The sequence below is a fragment of the Saccharothrix tamanrassetensis genome, assembly GCF_014203665.1.
Lineage (GTDB): Bacteria > Actinomycetota > Actinomycetes > Mycobacteriales > Pseudonocardiaceae > Actinosynnema > Actinosynnema tamanrassetense.
Map to the genome: position 1 here is coordinate 771,464 of NZ_JACHJN010000001.1, position 21,829 is coordinate 793,292.

Below are 21,829 nucleotides of genomic sequence, written 5' to 3' on the forward strand. Positions count from 1 at the left end.
GGGCAGGTCAAGCGGAAAGCGTGCTTGACCTGCCCTGACAAGCGCGGTAGCCCTGCGGGCAGGCCATACGGGGAGAACACGCGCAGTGGCGCGAGGACCAGGTGCTAGAGAGGTAGCGGTTCGGTGATCTCCAGGCCTGCGTCGACAGCGGCCACGAGGAGTTCTGCCTGCTGCGGCGAGTAAGTCCTCGCCCACGTCCGGAGGGTTCCGAGGAACGCGGTCAGATCGCGCTGCGCCTGTCTCAGCATTCCGGGGAGTGCCTGGCGTGGAACGTCCAGGTGCGGCCCGTCGTGGCCCTCGCCGGGCCACACCCGCACCACGTCGCCGACGTACTCCACCCAAGGCCCCGGCCCGAGTTCGACGTCCGCGCGGTACAGCGTGGCGAGCCAGGTGCGCCACGCGAACAGGTTGCTGCGCGGGCCCGGCTCCGCCTGTGCGCCCTCGCCGTCGTGCAGCAGCAGGCCACCGGGCGCGTAGAGGGTGTCGAAGCCGATCAGCTCCCGCACCGCCTCGTCCGCGGTGGCGGCGTCGGTTCCGCCGCTGTGGAAGTACATCGCGCACAACGCGCTGCCCACGTCGTCCTGGCCGGTGCTGTCATCGAGTCGCAGCCAGTTCCCCTCCGGGGCGGACACCGGCCAGAGGTCGAATCCCTCGCCCGGTGGCGTGAAGCTGCATATCACTGGCGAGAAGTACGGCACTGTTCCGAGGCTAGCGCCGAAATCGCCCCGGCGGGGTGCTCCGCCGGGGCGATCATCGGACGGCGAGCAGCCGTAGGGCAGGCCCTACCGGCTTTCGGCGGCTTCCCCGGCCCGCCACACCTGGTATTCACGCATGCCGTACAGCAAAGGCAGATGCCCGGATTCCTGTGCCACCTGGAATGTCTCCCCGAACACCACGGTGTGGTCCCCCACCGGCTCGGTCCGGCTCACCCGGCAGTCCGCCACCGCGTGCGCGTCCTCCACCAGGTGTGGCCCACCGGCACCGGGCGGTTGCCGCCACGGGATGAGGTCGAAGCGGTCCGGAGCGCCCGAGGCGAACAGCTCGGCCACGGGCCTGGCGTTGCCGTGCAGGAAGTTCACCGCGAACTTGCCGTGCCCGAGCACCGCGTCCAGGGTCGGGCTGCCGTTGCGCAGGCACACCAGCAGCGTCGGCGGCGAGAGCGTCACGCTGCACACCGACGACACCGTCATGCCCCTGGGCTCACCGTCCGGCGCGGTCGTGGTGATGATGGCGACGCCGGTCGGGAAGTGGGACATCAGGGTGCGGAAATCGGCTACCGGGATGACGGGGAGCGACTGGGTCATGGCGTACCGCCTGGCAAGTCGGGAACGAGCTGTCGTGGCACGGCGGCGTTCCGGCGCGCGCGGCGTTCGATCAGGGACAGCAGGGGGCCGGTCATCGCGGTCGTCACCAGGGCCATCACCACCAGGGCCAGGAAGAGCTGCACGGACAGCAGTCCGGCGCTGTACCCGGCCTGGAGCACCACGATCTCGGTCAGCCCCCTGGTGTTCAGCAGGACGCCGACGGTGAGCGCGGTGCGGCGGTCCTGGCCGCCGAGCCGTGCGCCCAGGTAGCCGCCGCCGATCTTGCCCGCGACGGCGAGCACCAGCGCGATCAGGATGGCGGCCCACGGCACGGCCGCACGCGGCGCGTTCGCCACGCCCATGCCCGCCACCACGAAGAACACCGGCACCAGGAGCCTGCCGGTCCGCATGATCGGCCGCACGACGCCCGCCCACGGTCCGCCGGGCACCGCCAGGCCCACCACGAACGCGCCGAACACGGCGGTCAGGCCCCAGTGCTCGAACTGGAACGCGGCCAGCAGCGCGAGCACCGCGACGCCGACCCCGGTGGCTTTGGGGAACCGCTCCGCGATCGCGGTAGGGGCTTTGCCGCGCAACAGGATCCGCCCGACCACGGTCACCGCGACGCCCACCGCGAGCAGGATCAGCGAGACCAGCACACCGCCGGAGATGCCGACCGCGACGACCAGCAGCAGCCACGCGGCGGAGTCGGTGACGACGGCGGCGGCCATGGCCAGCTTGCCCGTGGGGCTGTCCACCATCCGCCGGTCTTCCAGGATCCGCGCCAGCACCGGCACGGCCGTCACGCTCAACGCCACGGCGACCATCAGCACCAGAGCGGGCGCGGGTGCGCTCCCACGCACGTCCGGACCGGCGGCCAGCAGCACCCAGGCCGCCATCGCCAGGCCGGCCAGCAGGGCCGGCACGAACGACCCGGCGGTCACCCAGCCCACGGCCCGCGCGCCCAGCCCGGACCGGCCGTGCCGCAGTTCGTGCGCCACCCCGACCAGGAACAGCACCAGCCCGATCTGGCCGAGCACCTTCAACGGGCCCACCACTCCCGCCGGCAGGACACCGGCCAGTCCGGTCGTGCCGCCGACGGCCAGCACCGCCGGCACGACCAGGATGCCCGCCAGGATCTCGCCGACCACCTCCGGCTGACGTGCCGCGCGAGCCGCCCGACGGCCGAGGTGCGCGGCGAGCAGCACGGCCGCGAGCACCGCGGCGACGTGCCCCGCGTGCAGCAGGAGGTCGCTCATGTCCGTGACCCCCACCGTCCGGCGGTGCGGCGGTACCTGCTCATGGACAGCGCGCGGCTGCCCGCGAAGTTCTGCGTGCGGTGGGACACGGCCGGTTTCCTTCCTGCTCGGTGTGGTTCCCTACTGGTCGGTCGGGTGTCCGACGAGGTTGAAGAACACGTCGTCCAGGGTCGGGCGGCGCAGGGAGAAGTCCGCGACGTCGACCCCGGCGTCCCGCAGTGCCACGGCGGCGGCCGCGATGCCGTCCATGCCGTCCCGCAGCTGGAGCTTCACCAGGCCCTTCTCCGCGTCGACGGTGGGCGTGTCGACCGCCAGGGGCCCGAGGACGGAGAGGGCGTCGGGCGTCCGGTCCGGCAGCGCGACCGCGACCTCCAGCCACTCCTGGCCGACCTTGCGCTTGAGCTCGTCGGGAGTGCCGTCGGCGATGACGCGGCCCGCCGCGATGACCACGATCTGGTCGGCCAGGTAGTCGGCCTCCTCCAGGTACTGGGTGGTCAGCAGCACGGTCACGCCGTCGTCCACCAGGCCGCGCACGGTGTTCCACAGCGCCTGCCTGCTCGCCGGGTCCAGGCCGGTGGTGGGCTCGTCCAGGAACAGCACCTGCGGGTGGCCGACCAGGCAGCTGGCCAGGTCCAGCCGGCGGCGCATCCCGCCGGAGTAGGTGCCCACCGGGCGGTCGCCCGCCGCGACGAGGTCGAAGCGCTCCAACAGCTCCTTGGCACGCCCGCGCGCGCCGTCCCGGCCGAGGTGCAGCAGCTTGCCCAGCAGCACCAGGTTCTCCCGGCCGGTGAGCAGCTCGTCCACGGCGGCGTTCTGACCGGCCAGGCCGATCCGGCGGCGCACCTCCCGCGGTTGCTTCACCACGTCGAACCCGGCGACCTTCGCGGTGCCGCCGTCGGGTTCGAGCAGGGTCGCCATGACGCGGACGGCGGTGGTCTTGCCCGCGCCGTTGGGGCCGAGCACGCCGAGCACCGACCCGGTGCGCACGGACAGGTCGACGCCTCGCAGCGCGTGGGTCTTGTCGTAGGTCTTGCGGAGGCCGGAGACTTCGATCGCGAGGTCCATCAGCTCGCCTTGCTCTCGTTGCGGTCGTGTGCCTCGCGGAGGCTGCGCGGACGCATGTCGGTCCAGTTGTCCTCCACGTAGGACAGTGCCGCGTCCCGCGTGGTCTCCTCCAGTGCCACGGTCCACCCGGCCGGCACGCGGGCGAACGCGGGCCACAGGCAGTGCTGGCCTTCTTCGTTCACCAGCACCAGAAACCGACCGTCCTGGTCGTCAAAGGGGTTCGTCACTTCGGCTCTCCGTACCCTCGCGGTGGGAATGGACCCCAGTGGCCCAATGCTTCAGACCCGCGCTGACAGCGCGCTGACGGATCGGTGATGGTCAGGCCTTCTCCGGCACCAGTTCCACCGGCAGGCTGCTGTACCCGTACACGAAGTTCGAGTACAGCCGGGTGCCCGGCCCCGGCACGCGGATCTCGGACACCAGGTCGCGCAGGCCTTCCAGCACCGAGCCGACGTGGGCGCGGCCCAGGAACGCGCCCAGGCAGAAGTGCGGGCCGAAGCCGAACGCGATGTGCCGGTTGGGGGTGCGCGCCAGGTCGAACCGCGTCGGGTCGGGGAACACCTCCTCGTCGAAGTTCGCCGAGCTGTTCCACAGCGTCACCACGTCGTCCGCGCGGATCGTCCGCCCGCCCAGCTCGACGTCCTCCACCGCGCGGCGGCCGAAGTGCATCGCCGGGGTGGTCCACCGCAGCACCTCTTCGGTGGCGGTGTCGATGCCGACCTCACCCGACTTGAGTTTGCGCCACTGCTCGGGGTTCTGGGCGAGCGCGAGGATCGCGCCGATGGACGACATCCGGCTGGACTCGTCGGCACCGAGGATGAGGCTGTAGGAGTTGAACACCACCTCGTCCTCGGCCAGCGGCGCGCCGTCGACCAGGCCGTTGGCCAGTGTCGACAGCACGTCGTCACCGGGGTTGCGGCGGCGCTGGTCGGCCAGGTCGGAGAAGTAGAGCAGGATCTCGTTGCGCGCCAGCCACTCGTCCATCTGCGAGTCCTCGGAGCTGACCCGGCTGAGCGTGCGGTTGTTCCAGTCCACCAGCCGGGCGCGGTCGGCGACCGGCACGTCCATCAGGTCGCCGATGGTGTTGATCGGGATGTGGTCGGCGACGTCGGTGGCGAAGTCGCACTCGCCGCGCGCGATCACGTCCTCCAGCAGACCCCTGGTGCGCTTGCGGACCTGCTCGGCCACGGCCTCCAACAGCCGGGGCGAGAAGGACTTCAGCATCAGGTTGCGCACCGCGCGGTGCCGGGCGCCGTCGGTGACGGCGAGCATCTTGCCGGACGCGGAGTCGTTGCCCTGCAGGAGCGTGGTGAGCACGTTGCCGCGCTCGGAGGTGAGCCTCTTGTTGTCCTTGTAGGCGGTGACGCAGTCGGCGTAGCGGGAGACGACCCAGAAGCCGGGGTTGTCCCCGCGCGGCTCGTTCCAGTGCACGGGGCTCTCCGCGCGCAGGGTGCGCCACAGCTCGGTCAGGTCGACGTCCAGGAACGTCTGCGGGTCGGCGAGGTCGAGGGTCGCCAGGTCGGCGGCGGTCATCTTCGGGCGTCCCTTTCAGGCGTTGCGGTAGCGGCGGACGCTGAGGTACGAGGTGACGACGAACAGCGTGCCGAGCGACACCAGGATCACGGTGCTCGGGTTCTCCGCAGGGAAACCGCCGCTGTCCGCGACGGGGTTGCCCCACAGTTCCCGGCAGGCGGCGATCACCGAGCTGACCGGGTTCCACTGGGCGATGGGCTGGATCCAGCCGGGCAGCTTCTCCACCGACAGGAACCCCGTCGACATGAACGAGAAGACGACCGCGACCAGCCCGCCGACGGATTCGATGGTCTCCAGGTTGCGGGACGCCATGCCCAGCAGCACCCCGACCCAGAGCACGGTGAAGATGAACACCGCCACCAGGGCGAACCCGGCCAGCGTCGGCAGGAAGCCGGTGTGCGAGCGCCAGCCGAACAGCAGGCCGAACGCCGTCACGACGGCCAGCCCGATCAGGCTGATGGCGAGGTCCGCGATGGTGTGCCCGATGAGGACCGCGGAACGCGAGATGGGCAACGACCGGAACCGGTCCACCAAGCCGCCCTGCACGTCCAGCGCCACCGCGATGGCGGTCGGACCGATGCTGGCCAACCCCACCTGCATCACCACGCCGGCGAAGATGAACTCGATGTAGTTGGTGCTGCCGGGGATCTCGATGGCGTTGGAGAACAGGTAGCCCAGCGCGATCATGGTGATCAGCGGGTTGAGCGTGATGCCCACCAGCCGGCCGGGGTTGCGGCGCAGCCGGCGCAACCGCCGGCCCGCGATGGCGAGCACCTCGGTGACCGGCGCGAGCGGTGTCTGCGCGGTCGGGACGTCGAGCGTGGTCACGGTCGTGCCTCCCGGATCTGGTTGCCCTGCACCCGGCGGAGCTCTTCCGCGACCGCCGCGCCGATCAGCGCCTGCGGCTCGGGGTGCATCATGTACTCGTGCCCACAGGGCACCCGGTGCGTGCGGACCTCGCCGCCGACGTGCGCGGTCCACGAGTCCGCCAGTTCGGCGACCTCGGCCTCGGACCGGTCCCGCACCGCGGCGAACAGCACCAGGTCGCCGTGGAAGGTGCGCGGGGTGAAGCGCTCCATGATCCGGCCGTGGTTGCGCACCACGGACAGCATCGCCAGCAGCCGCTGCTCCCCCAGGTCCGCCAACGGGTGCCGGTCGCGGCGCAGCACCTCCACCACGTCACCGGGCTGGAGGTCGCGGCCGGCGAACTCCTCGCGGTCGTGGCCGATGACCTCCATCACGCGCAGCAGGAGCTCGTCGTCCGAGAGGTCCTCGTCCTCCGTGCCGGGGCGGTGCGGGTAGCCGTCCAGGTTCGCGACCAGCGCCACCTCGTCGCCGTTGTCCTGGAGCCGCACCGCGAGTTCCTGCGCCAGCACACCGCCGAACGACCAGCCGAGCAGGTGGTACGGCCCCTCGGCCTGGACCTGCTTGAGGTAGCCCAGGTACTCCCGCGCCACCGCCTCGATGCTGTCCGGCAACGGGGCGAGGTGGCCGACGCTCGGCGACTGGATGCCGTAGATCGGCACGTCCGGGTCGATCGACCGGGCCAGCCCGACGTACGGCAGGCTGGACCCCAGGCCGCTGTGCAGCACGAACAACGGCGGCTTGGTGCCGTCCGGGCGGATCGGCAGCACCACGGCGAACGGGTCGAGCGGGTCGTCCCCGGCCTCCAGCGCGCGCACCTCGTCGAACACCCTGGCCACCGCCGACGCCCCGGCGGCGGGCACGTCCTGCTCCTGCGCGACGCTCGCCAGCCCTTCGGTGGTCTTGTGCACGAAGACGTCCGCGATGGTGAACCGCAGCCCGGCCTTGCGCGCCCGGCTGACCACACCAGTCGCGAGCAGCGAATGGCCGCCCAGCTCGAAGAAGTCGTCGTCCACCCGCACCTCCGGCAGGCCGAGCACGTCCGCGAACACCTGGCACAGCACCTTCTCGGCGGCCGTGGCCGGTGCACGGGACGGTGTGCGGTCGGCCGAGTCCGGCGCCGGGAGCGCGGCCCGGTCGACCTTTCCGTTGGTGTTCAGCGGGAACCGCTCCAACGCGACCAGCGCCGACGGGATCATGTGGTCCGGCAGCGCCTCGCCGAGCCTGCGCCGCACCACCACCGGCTCCGGCACGTCGGAGCCGACCACGTACCCGACGAGCCGGCCGTTGTCCGCGACCACCACCGCGTCCGAGATCCCCGGCACGGCCCGCAGCGCGGCCTCCACCTCGCCCAGCTCGATCCGGAACCCGCGCACCTTGACCTGGTGGTCGCGGCGGCCCAGGAACTCGATCTCGCCGTCGTCGTCCCACCGCACCACGTCGCCCGTGCGGTACATCCGGTCGCCGGCCTCGCCGAACGGGTCGGCCAGGAACCGGTCCGCGGTCGACGCCGTCCGGTTGAGGTACCCGCGCGCCAGGCCCTCGCCGCCGATGTACAGCTCACCGGGAACGCCGGGCGGCACGGGACGCAGTGCGTGGTCGAGCACGTAGACCTTGGTGTTGCTGATGGGCTTGCCGATGGTCGGCTTGCCGCCGTCCACTTCGGACACGGTGGACCAGATCGTGGTCTCGGTCGGCCCGTACATGTTGCGCACGTCGGGTGTGAGTTCGTGCAGAGCCGCCGCCAACGCCTCGCTCAACGCCTCGCCACCGGTCATCACGACCCGCAGTCGGCGCAACGCGTCCGGGTCGGCGTCCACCAGTGCCTGCCACAAGCTCGGCGTGGCCTGCATGACGCTGGTCCGGGTTTCGACGAGCATCGCTCCCAGCGCCAGCGGATCGCGCACCACTTCCCGGTCGGCCACGATCAGCGTCGCCCCCGACACCAGCGGCACGAAGACCTCCAGGTTGGAGATGTCGAAGCCGAACGTGGTGACGGCGAGCAGCCGGTCGTCCCGGCTCATCGCCAGCCGCAGCCGCATGTCCGCGATCAGGTTGCGCAGGGCGCGGTGCGGGATCACCACGCCCTTGGGCCTGCCGGTGGAGCCCGACGTGTAGATCACGTAAGCCGGGTGTTCAGGCCTCAGCGGCGCGTTGCGGTCCTTGTCGGTCACCTCGGCCGCACCGCCCCGGCCGCGCAGCACCCTGTCGACCTCCGGCGCGTCCAGCAGCAGTACTTCCCCGGTCGGCGGCAGCTTGGCGGCCACTTCCGCCGTCGTGACGGTCAACGTCGGCTCGGCGTCCGCGAGGGTGAGCGCGATCCGGTCGGCCGGGTGCGCGGGGTCGATCGGCAGGAACGCGGCACCGGACTTGAGCACCGCCAACGCCGACACGACGAGGTCCGTGGAACGCGGCACCGCGATGGCCACGATCCGCTCCGGTCCCGCACCGCGCCGGATCAGCTCACGCGCCAGCCGGTTCGAGCGCGCGCCCAACTGCCGGTAGGTGTACTGGCCGTCCGGACCGACCAGCGCCGTCACGCCGGGGATCTGCTTGGTGCGGTTGGCGACCATGTCCGGCACCAGCGCGCGGTCCAGCTCCCGGGTGGTGTCGTTCCACTCCACCAGGATGCGGTGGCGCTCGTCGGGGCTGAGCACGTCCACGTCGCTGAGCGGCGCGTCCGGGTCGGCCACCACGGCGGTCAGCACCCGGATCAAGCGTTGCGCCATTCTGTCCACAGTGGACTTGCGGAACAGGTCCGTGCGGTAGGCCAGGACGCCGTCCATGCCCGCCGGGTTGCCGTCGAGCTGTCGTTCCACCAGGTCGAAGGTCAGGTCGAACTTCGACCGGCCGGCCTTCATCGGCTCGACGGCGGCGTTGACGCCGGGCAGCGCCTCGGCTGCGTCGTCGTCGTTCTGGAACGCCAGCATCACCTGGAACAGCGGGTGGCGGGACAGCGACCGGGGCGGGTTGAGGGCTTCGACCAGGTACTCGAACGGCAGGTCCTGGTGGACGTAGGCGGCCAGGTCGGTCTCCCGCACCCGGCGGACCAGCTCGCGGAACGTCGGGTCGCCGCTGGTGTCGGTGCGCAGCACCAGCGTGTTGACGAAGAAGCCCACCATGTCGTGCAGGGCCTCGTCGGTGCGACCGGCGATCGGGCTGCCCAGCGGGATGTCGGTGCCCGCGCCCAGCTTGGTCAGCAACGCCGAGACCGCTGCCTGCACCAGCATGAACACGCTCGCGCCGGTTTCCCGGGCCAACGCCAGCAGTCCGGCGTGCAGCTCGGGCGGAACGGAGAACTGGTGCACGTCCCCGTCGTGGTCGCTCACCGCGGACCGCGCGAAGTCCGTCGGCAGGTCGAGTTCCTCCGGCAGGTCGGCCAGCGCCCGCGTCCAGTAGGCCAGCTGGGCGGACAGCACGCTGTCCTCGTCCGTCTCGCTGCCCAGCCACTCCCGTTGCCACACCGCGTAGTCCGCGTACTGCACGGGCAGCGGCTCCCAGCTCGGCGCCTTGCCGGTGCGGCGGGCCGCGTACGCGGTGGCCAGGTCACGGGCGAGCGGCGCGGTCGACCAGCCGTCGAACGCGATGTGGTGGAACACCAGCAACAGCACGTGTTCCTGCTCGTCCACGACGTAGAGCCGGGCGCGCAGCGCCGGTTCCGCGCCCAGGTCGAAGCCCCGGTCGACCTCCTCGGCCAACGTGCGCGCGATGTCATCCGTGTGGCCGACTCGCAGCACCGATCCGTACACGGGCAGCACCCGCTGGTACGGCACGCCGTCCACGTCCGGGAAGACGGTCCGCAGGATCTCGTTGCGCGCCACCACGTCGTCCACGGCCTCGCCGAGAGCGGTGACGTCGAGTTCGCCCTTGAGCCGCACGGCCAGCGGGATGTTGTACGTGCCGGTCGCGCTCTCTTCGAGCTTGTTGAGGAACCACAGCCGGCGCTGCGCGAACGACAGCGGCAGGCCCTCGTCGCCGGCGCGTTCCACCGGCCGCAGCGCGGGTCGTGCCGAGGCCGCCCCGGCGACCAGCTTCGCCAGGCCGGCGACCGTGCGGGCCTCGAACAGCGCCCGCACCGGCAACTCCACGTCCAGCACCGTGCGGATCCGGCTGACGACCCGGGTAGCGAGCAGGGAGTGCCCGCCGAGGTCGAAGAAGTCGTCCTCCACGCCGACCTCGGCGGTGCCCAGCACTTCGCCGAACACCCCGCACAGGATCTCTTCGACCGGCGTGCGCGGGCCACGGCCCCTGGTCGCGGCAAGATCCGGTTCGGGCAGGGCCTTGCGGTCGACCTTCCCGTTGGGGGTCAGCGGGAGCGCGTCCAGCACCACCATCGCGGCCGGCACCATGTAGTCCGGCAGCGACTCGCCCAACGCGTCCCGGACCGCCGACACGCTCAGGTCCGCGCCGGGTGCGGCGACGACGTAGCCGACCAGCCGCTTGTGGCCGCCCTGGTCGCCACTGACCGACACCGCCGCGTCGCCGACCTCGGGCACGGCGCGCAGCGCGGCCTCAACCTCGCCGAGCTCGATGCGGTGGCCGCGGATCTTCACCTGGTGGTCGCGGCGTTCCAGGAACTCCAACTGACCGTCGGGTCGCAGCACCACCCGGTCGCCCGTGCGGTACATGCGGGTGCCGACGTCGCCGTACGGGTCGGCGATGAACGTCACCGACGTCCTGGCCCGGTCGTTGAGGTAACCCCGGCCGACGCCGATACCGCCGACGTACAGCTCACCGGGCACACCGGCGGGCACCGGGCGCAGGTCGTCGCCGAGCACGTACAGCCGGGTGTTGCGCACGGGGCGCCCGATCGGCACTCGCGCGTCGCCGAGCTCGTCACCGAGCCGGATCGTCGCGTGCGTCACGTCGTCCGAGCACTCGGTCGGGCCGTAGGCGTTGACCAGCGGGATGTCCGGGTAGCGGGCGAACCAGCGGTGGCACAGGTCCGGCGGCAGCGCCTCGCCGGTGACCACGAGCCAACGCAGACCGCGCAGGTCCGGCGTCTCCTCGGTGATGTCCCACGCGTCCAGTGCGGCGCGCAGCAGCGAGGGAACGACCTCAAGGATCGTCACGCCCTCGTTCCGGATGGTGGCGAACAGCGCGTTCGGGTCGACGGCGGTGTCCCGCCCGGTGACCCGGACCCGGCCACCGACCATCAGCGCGGTCAGCATCTGCCACACCGAGATGTCGAACGTGACCGGCGCGTTGTGCACAATCATGTCCAGTTCGGACACTGCGAGGTCGTCCACCTTGCACCACAGGTGGTTCACCATGCCCCGGCGGTGCACCATCGCGCCCTTGGGCTTGCCGGTCGAGCCCGACGTGAAGATGACGTAGGCCAGGTCGTCCGGTTCACCCTGCGCGGGCGGCAGTTCGGCGTCGACCGTGTCGTCCAGTACGACGATCTCGATGCCGTTGGCCACTTCCTGCGCCAGCTCCAGGTGCGCCTCGTCCACCGCGATGGCCCGTGCGCCGCTGTCCGCCAGCAGTGCGGCGATCCGGGCGACGGGGGCCTGCACGTCCAGCGGCACATAGCCGCCGCCCGCGCCGAGAACACCCAGGACCGCCGTGACGAAACCGATCCCGGGTGCGGCCAGCACGGCGGTGAGCCCGTCGCCGGGTACCCGGCGGGAGAACGCGCCCGCCCGGCCGACCAGCTCCGCGTACGTGACGCTGGAGTGGTCGTCCACCACGGCGACCGCGTCCGGCTGCGCCAAGGCCAATGAGCGCACCCGCTCGACCACGCCCTCGTACGCCTGGGGCTTGACCGGACCGGTGCCGGCACGCAGCACCGCCGCGTGCTCGTCGGCGTCCAGTACGTCGATCCGGCTCAGCCGCGCGGCCGGATCGGTCACGACGCTGCGCAGGAAGTCGACCAGTCGCCGGGAGAGTCGCCGCGCGGAAGCCTCGGTGAACAGCTCGGTGCTGTACTCCAGCACGCCGTGCATCCCGGACGGCACGCCCTCCGCGTACCGCTCCTCCAGCAGCACGGTGAAGTCGAACTTCGCCCGCTGCGAGCGCACCGGCTCCACCCGCCCGGACAGGCCCGGCAGCGTCAACGGGATGTCGTCGCTGGTCTGCATCGTCAGCATGACCTGGAACAGCGGTTGCTTGTTGAGCGACCGCTCCGGGTTGAGCCGGTCCACCAGGTGCTCGAACGGCACGTCCTGGTGCTGGTAGGCGGCCAGGTTGGTGTCCCGCACGCGGTGCAGCAGCTCCTGGAACGTCGGGTCGCCGCCGGTGTCGGTGCGCAGCACGAGGGTGTTGACGAAGAAGCCGATCAGGTCGGCCAGTTCGTCGTCGGTGCGGCCGGCGGTGGGCGTGCCGAGCGGGATGTCGGTGCCGGCGCCCAGCTTCGTCAGCAACGCCGACAGCGCGGCCTGGAACACCATGAACACGCTCGCCCCGGTGTCCCGGGCCAGCGCCACGACCGCGTGGTACAGCTCGGCGTCGATCTCGAACCGCAGTTCGTCGCCGTCGTAGTTGCCCACCGCCGGACGGGCGAAGTCGGTCGGCAGGTCCAGTTCCTCCGGCACGCCCGCCAGCGCCTGCGTCCAGTACCCGAGCTGGCGGGACAGCAGGCTGTCCGGGTCGTGCTCGTCGCCGAGCAGTTCCCGTTGCCACAGCGCGTAGTCCGCGTACTGCACGGCCAGCGCGGCCCATTCCGGCCTGCGGCCGGCGACGCGCGCCCGGTACGCCGTGGCCAGGTCCTCGACCAGTGGCGCGATCGACCCGCCGTCGAACGCGATGTGGTGGAACACCAGCAACAGCACGTGCTCGGACGGCGCCACGCCGTAGAGGTGGGCCCGCATCACGGGCTCCGCGGCCAGGTCGAAGCCGTGGTCGGCCTCGGCGGTCAGCACGGTCTGGAGGTCCGACTCCGGCAACCGGGTCAGCGGCAGTTCCGGGTAGTCCGCCGGCACGTCCACCACCTGCTGGTACGGCTCGCCCTCCGCGTCGGGGAACACCGAGCGCAGGATCTCGTGCCGTGCCACCAGGTCGCGCAAGGCGCCGCGCAGCGCGGGCACGTCCAGGTCGCCGTTCAGCCGGACGGCCAGCGGCACGTTGTAGGTACCGGTCGTGCCGTCCTCGAACTTGTCCAGGAACCAGAGTCGGGTCTGCGCGTAGGACAGCGGGATGCGCTCGCCCCGCGCGGCGGGGCGCAGCGGCGGTCGGGCGTCGGACGCGCCGACCACCTGTTCGGCCACGCCGGCGACCGTGCGGGCTTCGAACAGCGCCCGGATCGGCAGTTCGACGCCCAGCGCGGCCCGTGCCCGGCTGATCACCTTGGTGGCCAGCAGGGAGTGCCCGCCGAGGGCGAAGAAGTCGTCGTCGATGCCGACCTGCGGCAGTTGCAGCACGTCCGCGAAGACCCCGGCCAGGATCTCCTCCACCGGGTTGCGCGGGCCGCGGCCCCGGGTCTGGCCCGTGTAGTCGGGGGCGGGCAGCGCCTTGCGGTCCAGCTTCCCCTGCGGCGTCAGCGGCAACTCGTCCAGCACCACCAGCGCGGACGGCACCATGTACTCCGGCAGTGCCTCCACCAGCTGTTCCCGCAGACCGGCCGGTACCGCGCTGCCGTCCTGGCCGGTGACGAGGTAGGCGACGAGCTTGCGATCGCCCTCCTCGTCCTCGCGCACGACCGCCACCGCCAGGACCACGTCGGGGTGCGCCAGCAGCACGGACTCGACCTCGCCGAGCTCGATGCGGAAGCCGCGCAGCTGCACCTGGTCGTCGGCGCGGCCGAGGTAGTCCAGCTGCCCGCCGGGCAGCCACTTCACCAGGTCGCCGGTCCGGTACATGCGGTCGCCCGGTCCGCCGAACGGGTCGGCGATGAACCGCTCGGCGGTCAGGCCCGGCCGGTTCAGGTAGCCGCGGGCCAGTCCGCCGCTCACGTACAGCTCGCCCGTGACGCCCGCCGGAACGGGTTGCAGCAGCGAGTCGAGCACGTAGACCCGGTGCGCGGCGGTCGGGGTGCCGATCGGCGGCTTGGGGCCGGGCGTCAGCGGACCGCCGACGGTGGCCGCCAGCACGGACTCCGTGGGGCCGTAGCCGTTGAACATCCGGTGCGTGGCCGACCAGCGCGCGACGACCTCCGGCGGGCACGCCTCACCCGCGACCACCATGGTCAGGTCGTCGGGCAGCTTGGTCCCCTCGGGCATCCCGCCCGCCACGACCGGCGGCAGCGCGGCCAGGTTCACCCCGTTGTCGTTGATCAGGTCGATCAGCGCCTGGCCGGGTCCTCGGGCGTCGTCCCCGGCGACGACGACCGTGCCGCCGCCGCACAGGGCGAGGCCCATCTCCCAGACGGTGGCGTCGAAGCTGTAGGACGCGAACTGGAGCACCCGCGTGTCCGGCGTGACCTGGAACTTGTCGATCAGGCTGAGCACCATCGCGACGAACCCCGCGTGGTCGACCACGACGCCCTTGGGCTTGCCGGTCGAGCCGGACGTGTAGATCACGTACGACGGGTGATGGGGGCGCAGCGGCGCGATGCGGTGCGCGTCGGTCAGGTCGCCGTCCGGGTAGGCGGAGAAGTCGACCGCGTCGATCGGGACCACTTCGACGCCGACGTTCAGCGTCCCGGCGACGTCCACTGTGGACAGCAGCACGGACGGCCGGGCATCGGCGACCATGTAGTCGACCCGGTCGGCCGGGTACTTGGCGTCGATCGGCAGGTAGGACGCGCCCGCCTTGAGCACGCCGAGCACCGCGACCAGCATTTCCAGCGAGCGCGGCATCGCCAGCGCGACGACGCTCTCCGGCCCGGCCCCGCGCGCGACCAGCATTCGTGCCAGCCGGTTGGCGCGGGCGTTCAGCTCGGCGTACGTCAGCGGCGTGCCCTGGAAGACCGCCGCGACCGAGTCCGGTGCTTCGGCGGCACGGGCCTCGAACAGGTCCGTGACCACGACCTCCGGGATGTCGGCGATCCGACCGCCCCAGCCGTCCAGGATCTGTGAGCGCTCGTCGGCGGACAGCAGGTCGACGTGCGCGACCGGCGTGTCCGAGTCGGTGGCGAGGATGTGCAGCAGCCGCGTGAACCGGTCCACGACGGACTCGATCGCCGGCGCGTCGAAGATGTCGGAGCGGTACTGGGCGAGCAGCCGGAGCCGGTCACCGGGGTAGACCGACAGCGCGAACGGGTACTCGGCGACCAGCCTGCCCTCGGCGGCGACCAGGCGGACGCCGGGGACGATCCCGGACAGGCCGTCGGTGTCCATCGGGTAGTTGTGGAAGCTGACCACGGTGTCGAACAGCTCACCGACCCCGGCCACCTGCTGCACCTCGGCCAGGCCGAGGTGGTGGTGCGGGGCCAGGTCGAACTGCTCGTCCTGGATGCGGGTCAGCAGGTCGGCGATCGGCGTGGCCGGGTCGAGCCGCACCCGGACCGGCAGGGTGTTGAGGAACAGGCCGACCATCGACTCCATGCCGGGCAGGTCTACCGGGCGGCCGGAGTGCACCGCGCCGAACACCACGTCGTCGCGTCCGGTCAGCCTGCCCAACAGGATCGCCCAAGCGCCCTGCATGACCGTGTTCAGCGTGAGGCCGCGGGCGCGCGCCCAGCGGGACAGCTTCCCGGTGAACTCGGCGGGCAGGTCCACGGTGATCGAGGCGGGCGAGTCGGTGACGCGAGGGCGTTCGTCCGGACCGATCCGAGTGGCCTCGCCGATGCCGTGCAACGCCGTCCGCCAAGCCTGCCGCGCGGCCTCGTCGTCCTGCCGCGCCAACCACTCCAAGTAGTCGCGGGACGGCGCGACCGGCGGCAGTGCGCTCAGGTCGGCGCCGTTGGCGGTGAGGGTGAACAGCTCCTTGGCGAAGATCGGCATGGACCAGCCGTCGACCAGGATGTGGTGCACGGCCCAGATCAGCCGGAACCGGTCGATGCCGGTGCGTACCACGGTGAACCGCAGCAGCGGCGGGTCGGCCATGTCGAACCGGCGCACCCAGTCCTCGTCGGTGAGCCGGCGCAGCTCGTGCTCGGCGTCGACCGGGTCCATGCCGGTGAGGTCGATCTCCTCCCACGGCAGGGCGGCGGACGCGGGCACCACCTGCACCGCGTCGCCGGACGGTCGTGAGTGGAACGACGCGCGCAGGTTGGGGTGCCTGCGCAGCAACGCTTCCGCAGCCGCCCGGAACGCGTCCACGTCGAGCGCGCCTTCGACGTCGACCACGACCTGGAGGGTGTAGACGTCCGCGCCGTCGCGGTCGAACTCGGCCTGGAACAGCAGGCCCTTCTGCAACGGCGACAGCGGCAGGACGTCCTGCACCGCACCGGTCTCGCGTTCGATGTCGGCGATCTCGCGCTCGGTCAACGCCACCAGGTCGAAGTCCGACGGGCTGTGCCCGCCCGCGCCGGGCAGACACGCGTGCTCGACGAACGCCTCCAGCGCCCGGAACCAGGTCCGCGCGATGTCGGCCACGTCGCCGTCGGACAGCAGGCCGTCGGCCCACAGCCAGTCCGCGACCAGGTGCGGTCCGGCCGCGGTGTCCTCGGTGACCGGCGTGACCGCGATCGCGTGCCGCAGAGGCATGTCCGGGCTCACGCCGGTGCCCACGACGGACGTGCCCGCGTCGAGCGACCACTCCCCCGCCGTCTCGCCGGCGCCGAACCGGCCCAGGTAGTTGAAACCGACCTGGGGCGTGCCGAAGCGGGCGAGCGTGCCCACGGTCTGCGGGTTGAGGTAGCGCAGCAGGCCGAAGCCGATGCCGTGGTCGGGCAGCGCGCGGAGCTGTTCCTTGACCCGCTTGATGGCCGTGCCCGCGCTCGCGCCGCCCGCCCACAGGTCGGCGCGGTCCAGTTCGCCGACGTCCAGCCGGAGCGGGAACACGCTGGTGAACCAGCCGACCGTGCGGGACAGGTCGACGTCGTCGACGACCTGTTCGCGGCCGTGGCCCTCCACTTCCACCAGGACGGCGGAGTCGTCCACGCCGAGGCGCCTGCGCCGCCAGTCCGCGACGGCGATCGCGAGGCCCGCGAGCAGCACGTCGTTGATCTCGGCGTGGAACACGGCCGGGACCTTGGTCAGCAACGCGCTGGTCTGCTCGGTCGGCAGCACGAGCCGCAGCGACCGGGCGGTGCCGTAGGTGTCGCGGTGCGGGTCCAGCGGGCGGTCGCCCAACCGCACATCGGTCGGGTGGACCTGCGCGGCCCACAGCGGCAGTTCGGTCACGCGCGAGGCCGAGCGGGCGTGTTCGGCCAACACCTTGGCCCAGCGCCGGTAGGACGTCCCGATGGGCTGGAGCGCCCTGCCCGCCACGGCTTCGGCGAGGTCGGGCACGATGATCCGCCACGACACGCCGTCCACCACGAGGTGGTGCACGACCAGCACGAGCCTGGCGGTGGTGCCCGAGTCGATCAGGACCGCCTGCAGGACACGGCCTTCTTCCGGCGCCAGACCGGCACGGGCGCGGGCGACCTCTTCGGCGACGACCTCGTCCACGTCGTCCAGTTCCGACAAGGGGACGCGGCGGACCAGCTTGGTGGCCCGGATCTCGCCCACCGGCAGGGTCTCCATCGTCCACAGGCCGGGCAGCGGCACGGACAGCCTGGCGCGCAACGCGTCGTGGTGGTCGACGACGGTCTGGATCGCTCCCGCGAGCTTGATCAGGTCGAGCCCGGTCGGCACGTGCAGGACCACGTACTGGCTGTACTGGCGGGTGGTCTGCGACAGGTCGTTCAGGTCCTCGCGCAGCTGGTGGGCGATCGGCGTCAGCTCGACCTCGCCCACACCGTCGTCGGCGACGACCGCGGTTCCGGTGGCGTTCGCCGCGATGGCCGCGATGGCGGCGGGCGTGCGGTGCTTCATCACCTCGCGTGAGGTGAACACCACGCCGGCACGCCGGGCGCGGCTGACCACCTGGATGGAGCTGATGCTGTCGCCGCCCAGCGTGAAGAAGTCGTCGTCCACGCCGACATCGCGCAGTCCCAGCACCTCGGCCATGACCTCGCACAGCACCCGTTCACGGGGCGAGCGCGGCGCACGGGCCCGCGTACCGGTCACGTCCGGAGCGGGCAGCGCCTTGCGGTCCACCTTGCCGTGCGCGGTGAGCGGCATGGCGTCCAGCTCCACGAACGCCGACGGGACCAGGTAGTCGGGCAGCAGCTCGCCCAGCCGGACACGCAGGTCGCCGAGCGGCCGGTTGGCCACCACGTACCCGATCAGCCGCTTGCCGCCGGCCTCGCCGACGACCTGCACGGCCGCGTCCGAGACCTCCGGCAGGCCGCGCAGGGTCGCCTCGATCTCGCCCAGCTCGATCCGATGGCCGCGCACCTTCACCTGGTGGTCACGGCGTTCCAGGAACTCCAGCTGCCCGTCCTCGCGGCGCACCACGCGGTCGCCCGTGCGGTACATCCGGCCGCCGCTGAACGGGTCCGCGACGAACGTGGCCGAGGTGCGCTTCGGGTCGCCCAGGTAACCCCGGCCCACTCCCGCACCGCCCACGTACAGCTCGCCGGGCACGCCGGTCGGTACCGGGCCGAGGTCGTCGCCCAGCACGTAGAGGTCGGTGTTGCGGACGGCCCGGCCGATCGGCACACGCGGACCGGCGGCGTCGTCCACCGTCACGAACGCGTGCGTCACGTCGTCCGAGCACTCCGTGGGGCCGTAGGCGTTGACCAGCGGCACGGTCGGGAAGCGGGCAAACCAGCGCAGGCACAGGTCCGGCGGCAACGCCTCACCGGTGACGACCAGTTCGCGCAGCGACGGCAGCTTCGGCCGCGCCTCCACGACATCCCACGCGTCCAGTGCGGCGCGCAGCAGCGACGGTACGACCTCCAGCACGGTGATGCGTTCGTCGGCCACGAGGCCGAACAGCAGATCGGGGTCGGCCGCCGTCTCACGGCCGACGACCCGCACCCGGCCGCCCGCGACCAGGGGCGCGAGCATCTGCCACACCGAGATGTCGAACGTCAGCGGCGCGTTCTGCACCACGCTGTCCGCGTCGGTCAGGCCCAGGTCCTCCACCTTGGCCAACAGGTGGTTGACCATGCCGCGGCGGTGCACCATCGCGCCCTTGGGCTTGCCGGTGGAGCCCGACGTGAAGATCACGTACGCCAGGTCGTCCGGATCGCCCAGTACCGGCGCCGGCTCGGTGTCCTCGGCATTGTCCAGCACGATGATGTCGACGCCGAGTCCGGCTGCCGACGCGCGGTGCGCGGCGTCGACGACGACGAGTCCGATGCCGTTGTCACGAACCAGTTCCGCCGTGCGTGCGATCGGAGCGCGGGTGTCCAGCGGCACGTACGCCGCCCCCGCGCCCAGAGCGCCGAGCACAGCGGAGACGAACCCGGCACCCGGTGCGGCGAGCACGCCCACCAGGGTCGCGGGCAGTCTGCGGGACAGGGCGCTGGCCCGGGCGACCAGCGTCGAGTAGGTGACGTCGAAGTCGTCCTCCACCACCGCGACGGCATCCGGGCGTTCCGCCGCGATCGCCCGGACCTGCTCGACCACGTCGGTGAACGGGTCGGTGCGGGACGGGCCGATGGTGGCGGTCAGCCACTCGGCGCGCTCGGTGTCGGCCAGGACTTCCAGCTGTGCCAGTGGTTCGTCGTCCGAGGCGTGCGCGAAGCGGTCCAGGAACGCGGTGAACCGGGCCAGGTGCGCTTCGGCTTCACCGGCCGTGTACAGCTCGGGGTTGCCGTTGAGGTGGACCTCCAGCCCGCCGTCCGGCGCGTCCACCACGGTGATCATCAGGTCTTCGATGAGACCGGTCGACAGGTTGTTGACCTCCACCTCGCACGCCCCCAGCGCGAAGGTGGTCTGCTGCGGCAGGATGTTGACGAACGGGCCGAACGGCCGCCGGTCGTCAGCGGCCAGGCCCATGGCGCGGCGGATGCGGCTGACCCGGTGGCGCTGGTGCTTGAGCACCCGCATGAGTTCGCGGGACGTCCGGCGGAGCAGGTCCGGCCTGGTGTCGTCGGGCCGCACGCGGACCCGCAGCGGCAGGTAGTTGGCGACCATGCCGGGGACGGCGCGCATCGTCGCGCCCATCCGCGCGGTCGCCGGCAGGGTCAGCAGCACGTCGCCCACGCCGGTGAGGCGCTGGGTGTAGGCCGCCACAGCGGACAGCACGACGGCGGGCCAGGTCGACGTGGACCGGGTCGCCAGGTCGCGCAGCGCCCGCGCGGTCCCGGCGGACAGCACGGAGGTGCGCCGCAGGAAGCCGCGCACCTCGGGATCGGTGACCGTGCGGGTGGACAGGCTCACCAGGTCCGGGGTGGCGTCGAACCGCCGCGACCAGAAGTCCTTGTCCTTCACCGCGGCCGGGGACTCCTCATAGGCGCGTTCACCGGCCAGCAACGCGCTCAGCGGCGGGATCGGTGTGCCGTCGACCCCGCCGTACAGTTCGGCCAGCCGCCGCCAGAAGACCACCTGGCTGTAGCCGTCGCACAGCAGGTGGTGGATGCGCATGTAGAAGAAGTGCCGGTCGTCGGCGACCTTGACGACCGCGAACCGGAACAGCGGGAACTCGTCCAGCTCGAACGGCGTCGCCAGGTCGGCGCTCATCCAGTCGGCGGCCTCGTCGGCGGTGAGCTCCAGCCGGGTCAGCGGGAGCGTCACCAGCGGCGTCACCACCTGCGCCGGGGCACCGTCCACCTCCAGGTAGCGGGTGCGCGTGCACTCGGCCTCGTCGACCAGCCCGCGCGCGGCGGCGACCAGCGCCGGGACGTCCAGCGGGCCGCGGATGTCCAGGTAGCCCGCCGAGTTGTAAGCGACGCCCCGCCCGTTGAGCTTCTCGTCGAACCAGATCTCGGCCTGTCCGGCGGAAAGGGGCAACGCGTCGGTCATGGCATTCTCCTCGCAAGCGTCGCGGCCTCCTGCTCGCCGAGCAGGTCCGCGCCGTAGATGTCCGCGATCCACTGGTCGTGGTAGACGGTGTCCAGGTAGCGCTCGCCCAGGTCCGGCGCGATCGCGACCGCCGTCACGTCGCGGTCGTGCCGGGCGAGCCAGGCGGTCGCGCCGGACAGCACCGTGCCGGTCGAACCGCCGAACAGGAACCCGTGCCGCAGCAGCGCCCGGCAGGCCCGGACGGTGTCCGCCTCGGCGACGTGCAGCACCTCGTCCACGTAGGACTCGTCCAGCAGCGGTGGACGGACGCTGGTGCCCAGGCCGGGCAGCATCCGGGGCTGAGCGGGCGTGCCGAAGGTGACCGAGCCGACGCTGTCGACCGCCACCACCCGCACCGACGGCTTGTTCTCCCGGAAGTAGCGGGCGCAGCCCATCAGCGTGCCGGTGCTGCCCGCGCCGATGAAGACCACGTCGACCTCGGGGAAGCTCTTGAGGATCTCCGGGCCGGTGGTCTGGTAGTGCGCCGTCCAGTTGCCCGGGTTGGCGTACTGGTTGAGCCACAGGTGGTCGGCGTGCTCGGCCACCAGGTCCTTGACGAACCGGATGCGCGCGCCGAGGAACCCGTCCTCCGGGTGCGGCTCGGTGATCACGTGCACCTGCGCACCCAGCGCGGTCATCAGCTGGCGGGTGGACAGGTTGCAGCGGGTGTCGGTCACGCACAGGAACCGGAGGCCCCGGCTGGCCGCCACCAGGGCCAGCGCCACGCCGAGGTTGCCCGACGAGCTCTCCACCAGCGTGGTGCCCTCGCGCAGCGCGCCGCTGCGGACCGCCGCCGACACCATCTCGTTGGCGGCCTTGAGCTTGATCGAGCCGGCGAAGTTGAAGCCTTCGCACTTCAGGTACAGCGGGTGGCCCGAGAGCCGCCGGAGGTCCACGTAGAGGTCGTCCACGTTGAACTCCTGGGGCGTGGATATCACTGGCATGCGCCGACTCCTAGGCGAGGTCCACGGTCAGGCGG

Annotated in this window: 9 protein-coding genes; all 9 read right to left on the bottom strand. The window is 71.8% G+C overall.

The genetic code is table 11. From position 1 onward, the window contains the following. Positions 1–104: 104 nt before the first annotated feature. The 9 genes from FHS29_RS02975 to sbnA all read right to left on the bottom strand — a co-directional run bounded on the left by FHS29_RS02975 (position 105) and on the right by sbnA (position 21,794). Entirely contained in the window at positions 105–632 is a 528-nt protein-coding gene (locus FHS29_RS02975) for a hypothetical protein (protein WP_184687926.1), read from the bottom strand. Positions 633–782: 150 nt separating this feature from the next. Further along, complete coding sequence (locus FHS29_RS02980; protein WP_184687928.1) at positions 783–1,304, bottom strand: flavin reductase family protein; 522 nt, start codon at positions 1,302–1,304, stop codon at positions 783–785. After that, complete coding sequence (locus tag FHS29_RS02985; protein ID WP_184687930.1) at positions 1,301–2,563, bottom strand: cation:proton antiporter; 1,263 nt, start codon at positions 2,561–2,563, stop codon at positions 1,301–1,303. Before FHS29_RS02985 ends, FHS29_RS02980 begins: the two co-directional genes overlap by 4 nt. A gap of 120 nt (positions 2,564–2,683) precedes the next feature. Beyond that, on the bottom strand, positions 2,684–3,628 hold the full coding sequence (locus tag FHS29_RS02990) for an ATP-binding cassette domain-containing protein (protein ID WP_184687932.1): 945 nt from the start codon (positions 3,626–3,628) through the stop codon (positions 2,684–2,686). After that, on the bottom strand, positions 3,628–3,855 hold the full coding sequence (locus tag FHS29_RS02995; RefSeq protein WP_184687934.1) for an MbtH family protein: 228 nt from the start codon (positions 3,853–3,855) through the stop codon (positions 3,628–3,630). Before FHS29_RS02995 ends, FHS29_RS02990 begins: the two co-directional genes overlap by 1 nt. 91 nt (positions 3,856–3,946) lie before the next feature. Continuing rightward, positions 3,947–5,161, bottom strand: a complete 1,215-nt coding sequence (locus FHS29_RS03000) for a cytochrome P450 (RefSeq protein ID WP_184687936.1) — start codon at positions 5,159–5,161, stop codon at positions 3,947–3,949. Positions 5,162–5,176: 15 nt separating this feature from the next. Further along, positions 5,177–5,989, bottom strand: coding sequence for an ABC transporter permease (locus FHS29_RS03005; protein ID WP_184687938.1), 813 nt, complete (start codon positions 5,987–5,989; stop codon positions 5,177–5,179). Then, on the bottom strand, positions 5,986–20,811 hold the full coding sequence (locus FHS29_RS03010) for a non-ribosomal peptide synthetase (protein ID WP_184687940.1): 14,826 nt from the start codon (positions 20,809–20,811) through the stop codon (positions 5,986–5,988). Before FHS29_RS03010 ends, FHS29_RS03005 begins: the two co-directional genes overlap by 4 nt. Further along, positions 20,808–21,794: a 2,3-diaminopropionate biosynthesis protein SbnA gene (gene sbnA / locus FHS29_RS03015; RefSeq protein WP_184687942.1), complete on the bottom strand. Its 987-nt coding sequence runs from the start codon at positions 21,792–21,794 to the stop codon at positions 20,808–20,810. The genes FHS29_RS03010 and sbnA overlap by 4 nt, the downstream gene beginning before the upstream one ends. Between the last annotated feature and the right edge of the window lie 35 nt (positions 21,795–21,829).

Coding starts and splice junctions, on each gene's coding strand:
- FHS29_RS02990 (WP_184687932.1), bottom strand. CDS start 3,628: ATGGACCTCGCGATCGAAGTCTCCGGCCTCCGCAAGACCTACGACAAG.
- FHS29_RS03010 (WP_184687940.1), bottom strand. CDS start 20,811: ATGACCGACGCGTTGCCCCTTTCCGCCGGACAGGCCGAGATCTGGTTC.
- sbnA (WP_184687942.1), bottom strand. CDS start 21,794: ATGCCAGTGATATCCACGCCCCAGGAGTTCAACGTGGACGACCTCTAC.
- FHS29_RS02980 (WP_184687928.1), bottom strand. CDS start 1,304: ATGACCCAGTCGCTCCCCGTCATCCCGGTAGCCGATTTCCGCACCCTG.
- FHS29_RS03000 (WP_184687936.1), bottom strand. CDS start 5,161: ATGACCGCCGCCGACCTGGCGACCCTCGACCTCGCCGACCCGCAGACG.
- FHS29_RS02985 (WP_184687930.1), bottom strand. CDS start 2,563: ATGAGCGACCTCCTGCTGCACGCGGGGCACGTCGCCGCGGTGCTCGCG.